At 75.9% G+C, this 13,737-nt stretch carries 13 protein-coding genes; 7 read left to right on the forward strand and 6 right to left on the reverse strand.

Translation table 11 applies throughout. The features are described 5' to 3' along the window. The first annotated feature begins 50 nt into the window (after window positions 1-50). The gene (locus tag ACIQVD_RS19975) at window positions 51-887 is read left to right on the forward strand and encodes a serine hydrolase (protein WP_402290821.1); all 837 of its coding nucleotides are present in this window, start codon (window positions 51-53) and stop codon (window positions 885-887) included. Window positions 888-909: 22 nt separating this feature from the next. Further along, the gene (locus tag ACIQVD_RS19980) at window positions 910-2,130 is read left to right on the forward strand and encodes an alanine racemase (protein WP_100839249.1); all 1,221 of its coding nucleotides are present in this window, start codon (window positions 910-912) and stop codon (window positions 2,128-2,130) included. 57 nt (window positions 2,131-2,187) lie between these two features. On the opposite strand, the gene ACIQVD_RS19985 is transcribed toward ACIQVD_RS19980, so the two are convergent. Continuing rightward, complete coding sequence (locus ACIQVD_RS19985; RefSeq protein WP_402290825.1) at window positions 2,188-2,655, reverse strand: MarR family transcriptional regulator; 468 nt, start codon at window positions 2,653-2,655, stop codon at window positions 2,188-2,190. A 285-nt stretch (window positions 2,656-2,940) separates the two neighbouring features. Here ACIQVD_RS19985 and ACIQVD_RS19990 point away from each other — a divergent pair, with 285 nt between their 5' ends. Together ACIQVD_RS19990 and ACIQVD_RS19995 are read left to right on the forward strand one after the other, a co-directional pair. Continuing rightward, complete coding sequence (locus ACIQVD_RS19990) at window positions 2,941-3,348, forward strand: YciI family protein (protein ID WP_400679712.1); 408 nt, start codon at window positions 2,941-2,943, stop codon at window positions 3,346-3,348. A gap of 101 nt (window positions 3,349-3,449) precedes the next feature. Beyond that, window positions 3,450-4,601 carry an RNA polymerase sigma factor gene (locus ACIQVD_RS19995; protein WP_402290827.1) on the forward strand — a complete coding sequence of 384 codons (1,152 nt, stop codon included), beginning with the start codon at window positions 3,450-3,452 and terminating at the stop codon, window positions 4,599-4,601. Window positions 4,602-4,693: 92 nt separating this feature from the next. Here ACIQVD_RS19995 and ACIQVD_RS20000 read toward each other — a convergent pair whose 3' ends face one another. Then, the gene (locus ACIQVD_RS20000) at window positions 4,694-5,839 is read right to left on the reverse strand and encodes a DUF2510 domain-containing protein (protein ID WP_402290829.1); all 1,146 of its coding nucleotides are present in this window, start codon (window positions 5,837-5,839) and stop codon (window positions 4,694-4,696) included. Between the two features lie 274 nt (window positions 5,840-6,113). On the opposite strand from ACIQVD_RS20000, the gene ACIQVD_RS20005 reads away from it, so the two are divergent. Further along, window positions 6,114-6,929, forward strand: coding sequence for a gamma-glutamyl-gamma-aminobutyrate hydrolase family protein (locus ACIQVD_RS20005; protein WP_400679708.1), 816 nt, complete (start codon window positions 6,114-6,116; stop codon window positions 6,927-6,929). A gap of 34 nt (window positions 6,930-6,963) precedes the next feature. Here the strand turns inward: ACIQVD_RS20005 and ACIQVD_RS20010 are convergent, their stop codons facing one another. Then, window positions 6,964-8,280, reverse strand: coding sequence for a chromate transporter (locus ACIQVD_RS20010; protein WP_402290832.1), 1,317 nt, complete (start codon window positions 8,278-8,280; stop codon window positions 6,964-6,966). A gap of 169 nt (window positions 8,281-8,449) precedes the next feature. Here ACIQVD_RS20010 and ACIQVD_RS20015 point away from each other — a divergent pair, with 169 nt between their 5' ends. Together ACIQVD_RS20015 and ACIQVD_RS20020 are read left to right on the forward strand one after the other, a co-directional pair. Continuing rightward, on the forward strand, window positions 8,450-9,502 hold the full coding sequence (locus ACIQVD_RS20015) for a cation diffusion facilitator family transporter (RefSeq protein ID WP_400679702.1): 1,053 nt from the start codon (window positions 8,450-8,452) through the stop codon (window positions 9,500-9,502). Window positions 9,503-9,594: 92 nt separating this feature from the next. Then, entirely contained in the window at window positions 9,595-10,497 is a 903-nt protein-coding gene (locus ACIQVD_RS20020) for a 5'-3' exonuclease H3TH domain-containing protein (RefSeq protein WP_400679937.1), read from the forward strand. Window positions 10,498-10,513: 16 nt separating this feature from the next. Here ACIQVD_RS20020 and ACIQVD_RS20025 read toward each other — a convergent pair whose 3' ends face one another. From ACIQVD_RS20025 to ACIQVD_RS20035, 3 genes are read right to left on the reverse strand one after another with little or no spacing between them, the layout of a single operon-like run. Further along, window positions 10,514-11,278, reverse strand: coding sequence for a class I SAM-dependent methyltransferase (locus ACIQVD_RS20025; RefSeq protein WP_400679700.1), 765 nt, complete (start codon window positions 11,276-11,278; stop codon window positions 10,514-10,516). Next, entirely contained in the window at window positions 11,275-12,324 is a 1,050-nt protein-coding gene (locus ACIQVD_RS20030; protein WP_402290835.1) for an aminotransferase class I/II-fold pyridoxal phosphate-dependent enzyme, read from the reverse strand. The genes ACIQVD_RS20025 and ACIQVD_RS20030 overlap by 4 nt, the downstream gene beginning before the upstream one ends. Further along, complete coding sequence (locus tag ACIQVD_RS20035; RefSeq protein WP_402290837.1) at window positions 12,321-13,685, reverse strand: radical SAM protein; 1,365 nt, start codon at window positions 13,683-13,685, stop codon at window positions 12,321-12,323. The genes ACIQVD_RS20030 and ACIQVD_RS20035 overlap by 4 nt, the downstream gene beginning before the upstream one ends. Between the last annotated feature and the right edge of the window lie 52 nt (window positions 13,686-13,737).

Below are 13,737 nucleotides of genomic sequence, written 5' to 3' on the forward strand. Positions count from 1 at the left end.
TGGCTGGTGCAGGCGGTACGGGCGGGCGGTGCGGGCGGAGGAGGTGGCCGGTGGAGCGGCGCGGGCGGTTGGCGGTGGCGGCCGTGGTGCCCGGGACGGGTGCGGCGGCGGTGCGCGGCGGCGGGCTGTTCGTGACGGCGAGCACGGTGAAGGTCGACCTGGTCGCGGCGCTGCTGCTGCGGCACGGCGGGGAGGGCGGACTGACCGACGGGCAGCGGGAGTTGGCGGAGCTGTCGATCGTCCGCAGCGACAACGCGGCGGCGAGCGAGCTGTACCTGCTGGTGGGCGGGGCCGACGGGCTGGACGCGGCGTACCGGGCGCTCGGCCTGGTGGAGACCGTGGCCGGGCGGGACGGGTACTGGGGGCTGACCCGGACGACCGCCGGCGACCGGGTGCGGCTGCTGCGACGGGTCTTCGGGGCGCCGGTGGGGGCGGGTCCGGCGGCGGCGGGTCCGGGGGCGGCGGCGGGGGCGCTGCCCGGGCGGGAGTGGCTGGCCGCGCTGATGGGGCGGGTGGTGGCCGAGCAGGCGTGGGGCGTGTCGGCGGCGGGCGGGGGCGGGGGCGGGGTCCGGTTGAAGAACGGCTGGCTGCCGCGCAGCGCCACCGGGCGGTGGGTGGTCAACAGCACCGGCGCGGTGGGGGCCGGGACGCTGGTGGCGGTGCTCTCCGACGGCTGGCGGGAGAGGGCGGAGGGCGTGGCGGCGGTGGAGGCGGCGGCGCGCTGGGCGGTGACCTCGGTGACCCCGGCGACGGTGACCCCGGCGACGGTGACCCCGGCGACGGTGACCCCGGCGGCATCGGCAACGGCGCTGACGGCAACGGCCGGGCGGGGGCCGGGCGGACGCGACACCGGGGATTGGGGGCCCGATGGATCTACCGCCCAGTAGGGGGATGTGGCAGTCTGCGCCCATGGCACTCGTTGAAACCGCCGCGACCAGCGGCACCGTCTCCGACCGGGCCCGCTACGACCGGGCGACGGCGCACCTGGACGCGCCGCTGGCCATCGTCGACCTGGCGGCGTTCGACGCGAACGCCGCGGACCTGGTGCGGCGGGCGGGCGGGAAGCCGATCCGGGTGGCGTCGAAGTCGGTGCGGTGCCGGGCGCTGCTGGAGCGGGTGCTCGGGACGGACGGCTTCGCGGGGGTGATGAGCTTCACCCTGGCGGAGACGCTGTGGCTGGTGGAGTCCGGGTTCACCGACGTGCTGCTGGCGTACCCGTCGGCGGACCGGGCCGGGTTCGGGCGGCTGACCGCGGACCCGGAGCTGGCGCGGCAGGTCAGCGTGGTGGTGGACGACGAGGCGCAGTTGGACCTGATCGACGCGGCCCGGGAGGGCTCGGCGACGGTGCGGGTCTGCCTGGAGCTGGACACCTCGCTGCAACTGCTGGGCGGCCGGCTCCGGGTGGGCGCGCGGCGCTCGCCGCTGCGGACGCCCGAGCAGCTCGGCCGGTTCGCCGAACTGGTCGGCCGCCGCCGGGGGTTCGAGGTGGTCGGGCTGATGGCGTACGAGGGCCACGTGGCGGGCGTCGGGGACGCGGTGCCGGGGCGTCCGCTGCGGTCGGCGGCGGTGCGGCTGATGCAGGCGAAGGCCCGGTCGGAGCTGGCGGTGCGGCGCGCCGAGGTGGTCCGACGGGTGCGCGAGGTCGCCGAGTTGGAGTTCGTGAACGGCGGCGGCACGGGCAGCGTGGAGTCGACGGTCGCGGAGCGCGCGGTGACCGAGGTGGCGGCCGGTTCGGGGCTGTTCGTGCCCCGGCTGTTCGACAACTACCGCGCCTTCCACGGGCGTCCGGCGGCGCTGTTCGCGCAGCCGGTGGTGCGGCGCCCCGGGGTGGGCGTGGTGACGGTGCTGGGCGGCGGCTACCCGGCGTCCGGCCCGGCGGGCGCGGACCGCTCCCCCGTCCCGTACCTGCCGGCCGGTCTGCGCTACGACCCGCAGGAGGGCGCGGGCGAGGTGCAGACGCCGCTGCTGGGCTCGGCCGCGGACGACCTGCTGATCGGCGACCGGGTCTGGTTCCGGCACGCGAAGGCGGGCGAACTGTGCGAGCGCTTCCCGCAGTTGCACCTGATCGAGGGCGACACGATCACCGACACCGTGCCGACCTACCGGGGCGAGGGCCACACCTTCCTGTGAGCTCCGGCGGCTCCGCGCCGCGCGGCCGACCGCCGCGCGGCTCGGTCAGCGGGCCGGTCAGACGGCCGTCCCGCCCGCGTTGCGGATCAGCCGCTGGAGCACCTTCACCGTGGCGACGTAGTCCGCGTCGTCGATGCCCGCGTGGAGGGCGGCGCGGATCGCGGGCGCGTTGCGGGCCGGGTCGACGCGGGCCCGCTCGCCCGCCGGGGTGAGCCACAGCCGGTCCTCGGCGTCGCGGCTCAGCCAACCGCGTTCCACCGGGGTCCCGGCCTCCGCCGCCAGGTCGTCCTCGGGCCGGAGGTGGGAGGCCATGGCCCGGCGCAGCTCGGCCAGGGTCATCCCCCGGCCGTCGGGGGAGATGTCGTTCGCCGACAGGTTGCGCAGCAGCCAGAACTGCGGCCGGGTGTGGCCCTTCTCGGCCTGCCCGGCCCGGGTGTACCCGATCAGCGCCTCGTGGGCGAGGCCCGTCCAGTAGGCGGCGGGCTGACCGGCGGGTTCGGCGTCGGAGCCCTGGTGGGTCGTCACGGACGTTCCCCTCCGGGTTCGGGTGCGCAGCCGGCGCTCCGCACGGGTCGCACGGGTGGTCGCACGGGTGGTCGTAGCGGTGGTCGTACGAGTCGTACGGAGACGGTAGGACTTCAAGCGCGGTTGAGGTCAAACACCCGTTCCCGCTGCTCCGGGCCGACGGACGACCACCCGGAGAAACTTCCGGAGATTTTTCCGCCGGTCGTGTCGAGAACCCGTCGGCGGCTCCGTCCCAGGGGTGAAGGCGGCCACAATGGGCCGCACCAGTACCTAGGAGTGAGACCGATGGCCAAGTACCTGATGCTGAAGCACTACCGCGGCGCGCCGGCCCCCGAGGGCTTCGTCCCGATGGACCGGTGGACGCCCGCGGAGGTCACCGCCCACATCCAGTACATGCGCGACTTCGCGGCGAAGCTGGAGCAGAGCGGCGAGTTCGTGGACGCCCAGGCGCTCGCGCCCGAGGGGACGTGGGTGCAGTACGGCGGCGAGGGCCGGCCGCCGGTCACCGACGGGCCGTTCGCCGAGACCAAGGACCTGATCGCCGGGTGGATGGTGATCGACGTGGACAGCTACGAGCGGGCGCTGGAGCTGGCCGCGGAGCTGTCGGCGGCGCCGGGCGCGGGCGGCGAGCCCATCCACGAGTGGCTGGAGCTGCGCCCGTTCATGTCCGAGCCGCCGACCGTCACGGAGTGACCCCGGTGTCCTCGCCGCCGAACCCGCCGGTCCGGCGGGACCGGCCGGAGCCGCCGGACCCGTCGGTGACGCCGGTCCCGCCGGCCCCGCCGGTCCCGCCGATGGACGAGGCCCTGCTGCGCGTCCTCACCCCCGAGGTGCTGGCCGTGCTGGTCCGTCGCGGGGCCGATTTCGCGGCGGCCGAGGACGCCGTCCAGGAGTCCCTGGTGGAGGCCGTCCGGCGCTGGCCGGACGAGCCCCCGCGGGACCCGAAGGGCTGGCTGGTCACCGTCGCGTGGCGGCGCTTCCTGGACGCCGCCCGGGCCGACACCGCGCGCCGCCGCCGCGAGGACCTGGTGGACGAGCAGCCCGGGCCCGGTCCGGTGCCGGACACCGACGACTCGCTGCGGCTGTACTTCCTGTGCGCGCACCCGTCGCTGAGCGCGTCCTCGGCGGTGGCGCTGACGCTGCGCGCGGTCGGCGGCCTCACCACCCGGCAGATCGCCGCGGCGTACCTGGTGCCGGAGGCCACCATGGCGCAGCGGATCTCCCGGGCCAAGCGCACCGTCTCGGGCGTGCGGCTGGACCGGCCGGGAGACGTGGCGACGGTGCTGCGGGTGCTCTACCTGGTCTTCAACGAGGGCTACTCGGGGGACGTCGACCTGGCCGCGGAGGCGATCCGGCTGACCAGGCAGCTGGCGGCCCGGATCGACCAGCCGGAGGTGTCCGGCCTGCTGGCGCTGATGCTGCTGCACCACGCCCGCCGGGCCGGGCGGACCGCGCCGGACGGCAGCCTGGTGCCGCTGGCCGAGCAGGACCGCACCCGCTGGGACACCGCCGCGATCGCCGAGGGCGTCGCCGTCCTCCAGGCGGCACTGGCCCGCGACCGGCTCGGCGAGTTCCAGGCCCAGGCGGCGATCGCCGCCCTGCACGCGGACGCGCCGACCGCCGCCGAGACGGACTGGGTGCAGATCGTCGAGTGGTACGACGAGCTGGCCGCGCTGACGGACAGCCCCGTGGTGCGGCTGAACCGGGCCGTCGCGGTCGGCGAGGCGGACGGCCCCCGCGCGGGCCTGGCCGCGCTCGCCGCGCTGGACGACGCGCTGCCCCGGCACACCGCCGCCCGCGCGTACCTGCACGAGCGGGCCGGCGACCTGCCGACCGCAGCCGAGCTGTACGCCCGGGCCGCCCGCGCGGCCGGCACGCAGGCCGAGCGGGACCACCTGATACGGCAGGCCGCCCGGCTCAACACCCTGCTGCGCAACGGGAGTTGACCCGCCCCGCGATACGGCCGCGACCCGGCGCGCCGTTCCCCCGGACGGGAGGGAGCGGCACGCCGGGCCGCGGCCGGCGGAGGGTGCGGCGGTCAGGTGGTGGTGCCGCCACCGCCGCCCTGGAGGGAGCCGGGGTCGACCTTGGTGATGCCCTGCAGGATGCTGTCCATCTGGTCCAGGCCGGGCGCCTTGTCGGCGATGTCGAAGCCGAAGTGGACGGCGGTCAGCGCCTTGCCGTCGGCGGTCGGGAAGACCACCGTCTCCACGTAGCCCGGGTTGCCCTTCGCCGCGTCGACCTGCCAGCGCACCAGGTAGCCGGAGCGGCCGGCCACCGTGACCGCCTCGTTCTTCAGCTCCTTGTGGCCGTTCAGGTCGCCGTAGGAATCCTTCGCGGCGGCGGCGATGTCCTGCTGCGCGGCCTGCTTGGCGTCGGTGCCGCTGATCTTGCTGGTGGACACCCCGCCCAGCGAGCAGTTGTCCGAGCCGTCGACGCAGGTGTAGCTGCCGGTGGAGATGCCGGCGTAGCCCTCCGTGCTGGTGCCGCCGGTCCAGCCGCTCGGGATCGGCAGCGAGATCCCGTTGACCATGTCGATGGCGGCCTTGGCGTTCGTCCCGCTCCCGTTGCCGTTGCCCTGACCATTGCCCTGGCCGTTTCCACCGGTGCCGCCGGTGCCGCCGTTCCCGTTGCCGCCCTGGCCGTTGCCGCCGCCGAAGCCGAAGCCGAACGGGTCGCTGGGGTTGGCCTTCCCGTTGCCGTTCCCGTTGCCGTTGCCGCCGTTCCCGCCGGTGCCGCCGTTTCCGCCGTAGCGGTGCCCGTCCGAGCTGGAGGCGGCCGTGGACTTGGTGCCGTCCCGATGGCCGTCCATCACCAGGTAGGTGACGCCGGAGCCGATCGCGAGGCCGAGCACGGCGGCGACCGAGGCGGCCACCAGGACCGGCTTGGACGGCTTGCGGCGGGGCGGCTCGGCCGCCGCGAACTGCCCGGCGTACGGGGGCAGCGGGGGGTAGTGCACGGTCTGCCCGGAGGCGTTCAGCACGGTGCCCTCCAGGACGGCGGTGTCCTCGGGGCCGGCCGCCCCGACCCCGGCGTCCGGGCCCGGGGCGGGCGCGGCGTCGGCGGGGGCCGGGCGGGTCTCGGCGGTCCAACCCTTGCCGTCCCACCAGCGCTGGGGGCGGGGGTCGCTGTCGGTGTCGACGGGGTCCGGGTACCACCCGGCCGGAATCTGCTGCTCGCTCACGGTAGAGACCCTAGGCGGCTGCGGATAAGCGGGAAATCAGCGCGGGGCCGCAAACGGGTGTCCGGCGATGAGATTCCGGTGAGAATCGTCCGCTCGCGCCTCCCCGGGGCCTCTCGGGGCGGTCCCGGAGGAGTTCCGGAGTGGTTCCGGCCACGGCGGCGGCGGGCCGGGGCGACCGCGGGGGGGCGCGAGCTGTGCTCCACGCGCCTGAAGGGGCGCGGGCGGGTGGTGGGTCGCCCGGCGGGGGGCGTGCACGGGCGGCAGAATGCGCGCCATGACTTCTCGCCCCGTGATCGGCATCAGCACCTTCCTCACCGACGCCGCCTGGGGGCGGTGGGACACCATCCGCTCCGCGCTGCTCCCCGCGCGCTACCCCGAGCTGGTGCGCGAGGCCGGCGGGATCGCCCTGATGCTGCCGCCGGACGCCCCGGAGCACGCCGCGGCCGTGGTCTCCCGGCTGGACGGCCTGGTGATCGCGGGCGGCGAGGACGTCGACCCGGCCCTGTACGGCGAGCGCCCCCACCCGCTGACGGTGGCCTGCGCCCCCGAGCGCGACCTGTGGGAGGCCGCGCTGATCCGCGCCGCGCTCGCCGCCGGCACCCCGCTGCTGGGCATCTGCCGGGGCATGCAGCTGCTGAACGTGGTGTGCGGCGGCTCGCTGATCCAGCACCTGCCGGACGTGGTCGGCGAGGAGCTGAGCCACGTCGGCGCGCCCGGCGAGTACGGGCGGCACCCGGTCCGGCCGGTCCCCGGCACGCTGCTCGCGGACCTGCTGCCGGAGGAGTCGCTCTCCGTCCCGACCTTCCACCACCAGGCGGTGGCCAGGCTCGGCGAGGGCCTGACCGTCAGCGCGTACGCCGAGGACGGCACCGTCGAGGCGGTCGAGGGCGCGGGCTTCACCGTCGGCGTCCAGTGGCACCCCGAGCAGGGCGAGGACCTGCGGGTGGCCCGCGCCCTGGTGCACGCGACCCGGCTGGCCCCGCTCACCGCCCCGGCCGAACCGGTCGTCGTCCCGGTCGTGCCGGTCGGACCGGTCGTCGTCCCGGTCGGACCGGTCGTCCCGGGGGCCGCTGCCTCCCCCAGCCGCTGAGACGTCCGCCCCGGGAGCGGGGGGCCGCCCCGGCTCAGGGCAGCGCGACCCCGGTCACGGCGGCGAGCACGCCGAGGCCGGCCGCGCCGAGCAGGCAGGGCACCACGCCCCGGCGCAGCACCAGCAGCCAGAGCGCGGCGAGGGCCAGCACCGCGTACTGCCAGGGGCGGCCGAGGGCCAGGGCGAGCGGGAGGGCCGAGCCGGCGATCGCGCCGATGACGGCGGGGCCGGCGCCGGTGAGGAAGTCCTGGACGGCGGTGTCGGCGCGCAGCCGGTCGAAGTGCGCCGCGCCGAACAGCACGAACAGGAAGGACGGCGCGAAGGCCACCGCCGCGGCGAGCAGCCCGCCCGGGACGCCCGCGGCGGCGTAGCCGACCACCGAGACGGTCTGCACCACCGGGCCGGGGGTGAGCTGGCCGAGCGCGACGGCGTTCAGGAACTGGCCGTCGGTCATCCAGTGGTAGCGCTCGACGGCGTCCTGCTGCATCAGCGGGATGATCACGAAGCCGCCGCCGTAGGACAGCGCCCCGACCTTGAGCGCGACCCAGGCCAGCGCGAGCGCGCCCGGGCCGCCGGTCGCGGCGAGGCCGGGCACCAGCAGCGGCGGCGCGGCGCGCGGGGGCCGCCGGGGGGTGCCGGGCGTGCGCGGCGGGTCCGCGTCCGGTCGGCCCAGCGCGGCGTCCCCCGTTGGGCTGGTTCCCTCCGTACCCGTGCGCCCGCGTTCGCGCTCGCGCCGGGGCCCGCGCCGGTGCCCGCGTCGGCGGAAGGCGATCTCGGCGGCGCCGGTGGCCAGCAGGACCAGCACCAGCCACGGCCCGGTGAGGATCGCGGCGGCGGCGCCGAGCAGCAGGTGGGCGGTCCAGCGGACCCGGGCCGGGCCGGGGCCGGAGCGCGCCAGGCTGGCCGGGACGAGGGTGGCGGCGGCCTGGACGGCGACGGCGGCGACCGCTCCGCCCGCGCCCGCGGCGGCGCCGAGCGCCCAGCGCGGCGGGTCGCCCGCCAGGAACAGCCCGGACAGCAGCAGGATCAGCGCCAGTCCGGGCAGGATGAACGCCGCGCCGCCGACCAGCGCCCCGGCGGTGCCGCGCAGCCGCCAGGCGGTGAGGATCGCCAGCTGGGTGGAGGCCGGTCCGGGCAGCAGGTTGGTGGCGGCGATGCCGTCCTCGAACTCGCTCGCGGCGATCCAGCCGCGCCGCTCCACGCAGAGGCGGCGCAGCAGCAGGATGTGCGCGGGCGGGCCGCCGAAGCCCAGGACGCCGATCCGGCCCCACTCGCGGGCGATCACCGTGAGCGGCACCCGTTCCACCGCGTCCCCCGTCACCGCGTCCCCCGTCACCGCGTCCCCTGCCACCACGTCCACTCCCCCGCCCGATCACCGCGCGAGCTGCGCGGATGCGCCGCGCACCCTACCCGGCCCGGGTGGCGTACCGGAGAACGACAACGGTCACCAGTGCAGCCTTTGGATCTTCCTCCGATCTGGGGTTCACTTCCGGTGCGGACACCAGAGCGGAGGGACCCCGATGGCCGAGCACGAGCACGACCACGGCAGTGACCACCAGCACGACCACGGGCACGGATCGCACGCCGGGCACGGCCACGCGGTGGCGGCGGACGCGGACCGCAGGTGGCTGTGGAGCGCGCTGGTCCTGCTGGTGGCGTTCATGGCGGGCGAGGTGGTGGTCGGCTTCGCCGCCCGCTCGTTGGCGCTGATCTCGGACGCGGCGCACATGCTGACCGACGCCGCCTCGATCGGGCTGGCCCTGGTGGCGATGCGGCTGGCGGCGCGTCCGGCGCGCGGCGGTTACACGTACGGGTTGAAGCGGGCCGAGATCCTCTCCGCGCAGGCGAACGGGGTGACGCTGCTGGTGCTGTCGGCCTGGCTGGGCTACGAGGCGGTGACCCGGCTGGTCTCGCCGCCGGAGGTGCAGGGGTCGCTGGTGCTGGTGACGGCGCTGGTGGGCGTGGTGGTGAACGTCGCGGCGACCTGGTGCCTGTCGAAGGCGAACCGGTCCTCGCTGAACGTGGAGGGCGCCTTCCAGCACGTGCTGACCGACCTGTACGCGTTCGTCGCGACGGCGGTGGCGGGCGCGGTGGTGCTGTTCACCGGGTTCGTCCGGGCGGACGCGATCGCCTCGCTGGTGGTGGTGGCGCTGATGCTGCGGGCCGGGACCGGGCTGGTGCGGGACTCGGCGCGGATCTTCCTGGAGGCCGCGCCGGCCGGGATCGACCCGGACGAGGTGGCGGACCGGCTGGTGGCCGCGCCGCAGGTGGAGGAGGTCCACGACCTGCACATCTGGGAGATCACCTCCAACCAGCCCGCGCTGTCGGCGCACATCCTGGTCGCCCCGGGCGGCGACTGCCACGCGGTGCGGCGCGGGCTCCAGCGCCGGCTGCGCGAGGAGTACCGGATCACCCACGCCACCCTCCAGGTCGACCACCTCGGCGAGGACGACCGGGACGGGCTGCTGCAGATCGCCCCGAACAGCGCGGCCGCGGCGGCCGAGGAGGAGGCCCGCGAGCACTGCGCGGACGCGCACGGCCCGGTGCACCGGGCGGGCCCGCACCCGCACTGACGGCGGATCAGCCCCGGGCCGTCGGGGGGATGCGGCATGATCGGGGGGTGACCGCACCGACCGCACCGAGTGTCCCGACCGCGCCCCGGCTGATGCTGCTGGACACCGCGAGCCTCTACTTCCGCGCCTACTTCGGCGTCCCGGATTCGCTCCGCTCCCCGCAGGGCGAGCCGGTGAACGCGGTGCGCGGCCTGCTCGACTTCATCTCCCGCCTGGTCCACGACCACGGCCCGGACCAGCTGGTCGCCTGCATGGACGCCGACTGGCGCCCGCAGTGGCGGGTCGACCTGATCCCGACCTACAAGACCCACCGGGTCGCCGAGGCCGCCCGGGACGGCGCGGAGGAGGTCCCGGACACGCTGGCCCCCCAGGTCCCGGTGATCGAACAGGTGCTGGACGCACTCGGCATCGCCCGCGTCGGCGTGCCCGACTACGAGGCCGACGACGTGATCGGCACCCTGGCGACCCGCGCCACCGGCCCGGTGCAGATCGTCACCGGCGACCGGGACTTGTTCCAACTGGTCGACGACGCCCGCGCGGTGACGGTGCTCTACCCGGCGAAGGGCATCGGCTCGGCGCTGACGATGGACGACGCGGCGCTGCGCGGGAAGTACGGCGTCCCGGGCTCCTCGTACGCCGATCTCGCCGCCCTGCGCGGGGACGCCAGCGACGGGCTGCCGGGCGTGAAGGGCATCGGCGAGAAGACCGCGACGCAGCTGGTCCAGGAGTACGGCGACCTGGCGGGCGTCCGCGCGGCCGCCGCCGACCCGGCCTCCGGGCTCACCCCGGCCCGCCGCCGGAACATCCTCGAAGCGGCCCCCTACCTGGACGTGGCGCCGACGGTGGTGCGGGTGGCCAGGGACGTGCCGCTGCCCGCGTTCGAGCCGGAGTTGCCGCGGGTGCCGCGCGATCCGGAGGGGTTGGAGTGGCTGGCCGGGCGCTGGGGGTTGGGGACGTCGCTGACCAGGCTGCTGGAGGTGCTGGCCGGGCGGTGAGGTGCCGGGCGGCGGTTCAGCGGCGGGGGGCCGGGCGGCAGAGCAGGATCTGCTTGGGCGAGGTACCGGTGAACGGGGACGCGTCGTAGTCGCCGTGGCGGTCGGTGACGTCGAGGCCGGCCAGGCGGCAGAGGGCGAGCAGTTCCTCGGGGAAGAAGCAGCGCATGCTGACCTTCTTGGTGCGGACGCGCTCGCCCTCGCGCAGGTAGTCGAGGGTGAAGTGCAGGACCTGGGTGGCGGCGTCGTAGCCGGTGGCGGCGCGGACGTCGAGTTCGGTGCCGTCCAGGTCCGTGACGGACTTGTGGTGGTAGGGGGCGTCGGGGAGCCGGGAGAGCTTGGCCGGGGCGGGGTTGAAGACGTCCAGGAGCAGGGTGCCGTCCGGGCGCAGGACGTCGCGGGCCGAGGTGAGGAAGGCGAGGACGGAGTCCAGGTCGTGCAGGTGCTGCATCGCGTTGGTGGCCGAGAAGACCAGGGCGAAGCGGCGGTCGGTGCGGATGTCGCGGCAGTCCTGTTCGAGCCAGGTGACGGGCAGTTGCTCGGCGGCGGAGCGCCGGCGGGCCCGGGCGAGCATCGAGGGCATGACGTCGAGGCCGGTGATGTCGACGCCCGCGCGGGCGATCGGGAGGGTGAGGCGGCCGGTGCCGCAGGCCACTTCGAGGACCGGACCGCCGGCCCGGACGGCCCGGTCGAGGAAGAACGGGACGTCGTGGGTCCGGGTGGCGAACTCCCGGTCGTAGAAGTCGGCGTCGTCGTAGACGGCGAGGTCCTGCAGCGGTTTCATCGGGTGGCCTCCGGGGTGGGGCCGAACGCGTCGGCCAGGCTGGTCAGGACGGAGCCGGGCCAGGGGGTCTCGCCGAAGGCGGTGGCCGGGAGGGCGAGCAGGCCGTGGTCGCGGCGGAGGGTCTCGGCCGGGGTGTCGACGGGGAAGAAGTAGTTGCCCGGGCTGGTGCGGCTGGCGGTGGGGATCGCGGCGCGGACCGCGTCCGGGAGCCGGGCGAAGAGCCGTTCGGCGCGGGCGTCCAGGGCGGCGGCGACCTGCCGGGGGGTGTCGGCGTGGTCGGTCAACAGGCTTTCGGCGAGGGCCAGTCGGGCGGGGCCGGGCCGGTCGGCCCGGAAGGCGTCGGCGAGTTCGGGCTCGTCGGGGCCGAGCAGGACGATGCCGAAGGCGCGGGGCCGGAGCCAGCCCTTGGTGACGGAGTGCAGCAGGATCGCCCGGCCGGTCTCCAGCAGGCGCCGGGTGCCGGGGGCGAACGGGGTGCCCAGGTCGTAGACGGCGTCGATCAGCAGGCGGCGGTGCGGCGACCGTTCCAGCCAGGCGGTCAGTTCGGCGCACTCGGGGTCGGTGAGGTGGCGGCCGAGCGGCTTGCTGGGGTTGGCGAGCAGCAGGTACTCGGGGCGGTCGCCGTCCGGTGCGGACCGCGGCAGGACGGGGGCGGGCAGGGTCGGGTAGGAGTCGGGGGCGAGTCCGGCGGCGCGGGCCAGGTCGAAGTAGACCGGGTAGACGTCGGCGGGCAGCCAGAGCCGGGCCCGCCGGGCGCGCAGCCGGGGGAAGAGCAGGCCGAGCCCGTGCCGGACGCCGCGGCCGACCATGGCGCGGCGGGACCACTCCTCCGGCAGGTCGTACCGGCGCAGCCAGGTGCGGGCGAGGTCGCAGCGGTACACCGTCCGGGTGTCGGCGTCCTCGGGCGGCGCGGGGCGCAGCGGGGCGAGCGCCCGGTAGACGTTGGTCTCGGCGGCGTCCAGCAGGGACGGGTCGGCGTCGAGCCGCTCCTGCCGGAACTGCTGGAACTCCTGGAAGGCGTCGGACCTCGTGCCGTCGGGCCTCATGCCGCCGCCCCCTCGGGTGCCGGGTGGATCTCGCTGGCCCGGTCCTCCAGGGAGGCGTAGCAGCGTCCGTCGGCCAGGACGTTCCAGCTGCGGACGGTGCCGTGGGTGCGTTCCCAGAGCAGGCTGGGCTCGGTGTAGGCGGCGATCCGCATCGGGCGGCCGTCCCAGCTGCCGTCGAGGACCGGCGCGCCCCAGGGCAGCCGGCCGGTCCCGGTGAAGCCGTGCTGCTCGGCGAACCGGGTGACGACGGACAGCGACACCTGGTGGTCGCGGCTCCAGCGGTTGGCGGCGTGGTCGTGGTAGAGCGACTCGGTGCTGGTGGAGACGTAGAGCTCCTTGAAGCAGACCTCCTCGACGCCGTGGGCGGCGGCCCAGGAGAGGTAGGCGGCGACGCCCGCCGGGTCGGCGACGCCGCCGTGCTGGAGCACGCAGATCAGCCGCATCCGCAGCCCGGGCCAGCGGTCGCGTCCGGCGCGCCAGGTGTCGGCCACCTCGCCCACCGGCGTGCGCAGCGCCATCAGGCGTTCGCTGGTGGCGTCGTCCTGGTGGTGCCGGGAGACGGCCAGCACGCTCAGGCCCGCGGCGGCCAGGGCGGCCAGCCGGTCGGCCCGGGCGGCGGGGTCGAGCCCGGCCAGGGTGTGCGCGTTGGTGATCAGGACGGTCTTGGGGAAGGCGGCGGCGCAGGCGGACACCAGCCGCAGCTGCTGGTCGAACGGCAGCAGGGTGGGCTCCCCGCCGCCGGTGATCACCGCCCGTTCGGCGCCCGCCGCGCGACCGCGCTCCAGCCAGGAGGCGACCGTGTCCCACGGGACGCGGGCCGGGGGCTGGTCGCTGGAGATCGAGGCGGTGGAGAAGCAGAACGCGCACTTGGCCTGGCAGGCGGCGGCGACCGGCAGCACCGAGACCGAGCGCGGCCGCAGGTCGGCGTAGTCGGCCAGGTCCGGGTTGAGGCGCAGCGAGGCGGCCATGGCGTCCTCGACGGTGGTCGGGCGCAGGACGAACGGCTCGCCGGACGGCGGGTTCCCGCCCGGCGCCGGGTCGAGTTCGTGGACGGCCGACAGCCGGATGCGGTCCCGGTGCAGCTCGGCGCCGAGGCCGGTGACCTGGTTGGGGCGCAGTTCGTCGGGGTCGACCGCGGTCTCCAGCACCAGCAGCCGGTCGCCGGGGACGGCCAGCCGCGCCAGCAGGCGGCCCGCCTTGGCGGTGCCGATGCTCAGTTCCGCACGGGTCAGCAGGTGGAACCGGTCCGGGTGGGTGCTCTCCGGGATTCCCGCCTTGCCGTAGGCGAGCGCGTACTTGTCGAAGCCCCGGGCGAAGTTCGACAGCACGATGACGTGGAAGCGCTGGTCGGTGCCGTTCATCCGGTCATCATGCATCCGATCGCGGCTCCCGGGAACGGGGTTTCCGCCACAA

Source organism: Kitasatospora sp. NPDC090308, from assembly GCF_044769485.1.
GTDB lineage: Bacteria > Actinomycetota > Actinomycetes > Streptomycetales > Streptomycetaceae > Kitasatospora > Kitasatospora fiedleri.